Genomic DNA, 327 nt, shown 5'->3' with positions numbered 1-327 from the left:
ATGGATGCGATGCATTCAGATTAGCGCAGCGAACTAACGTTCCGGGCCTGTAGCTCAGTTGGTTAGAGCGCACCCCTGATAAGGGTGAGGTCAGAAGTTCAACTCTTCTCAGGCCCACCATTATACCCGGGGGTGTAGCTCAGTTGGGAGAGCGCCTGCTTTGCAAGCAGGAGGTCATCGGTTCGATCCCGTTCACCTCCACCATTTATCTGGTGGGTTGTGCGCTGTGAATTTATTCACGAGCTGCGCAAGACGGATCGATACAGAACGGTATACGTTATATGGCGTGAGCCAAAGAGGTTTGGGAGACACTGGTTTCCAGTTTCG

2 tRNA genes are annotated in these 327 nt (G+C 52.6%); both read left to right on the top strand.

The window, feature by feature from the left end:
- Positions 1-43 precede the first annotated feature (43 nt).
- A tRNA-Ile gene (locus THS27_RS26540) sits at positions 44-120 on the top strand.
- Between the two features lie 8 nt (positions 121-128).
- Positions 129-204 (top strand) — tRNA-Ala (locus tag THS27_RS26535).
- Positions 205-327 lie beyond the last annotated feature (123 nt).

Origin of the sequence: Thalassospira sp. MCCC 1A01428, assembly GCF_002115825.1 — a bacterium.
In the GTDB taxonomy this organism is placed as follows: domain Bacteria; phylum Pseudomonadota; class Alphaproteobacteria; order Rhodospirillales; family Thalassospiraceae; genus Thalassospira.
The sequence above is the reverse complement of the archived record's forward strand: the minus strand, read 5'-3'. Positions and strand labels throughout refer to the sequence as shown.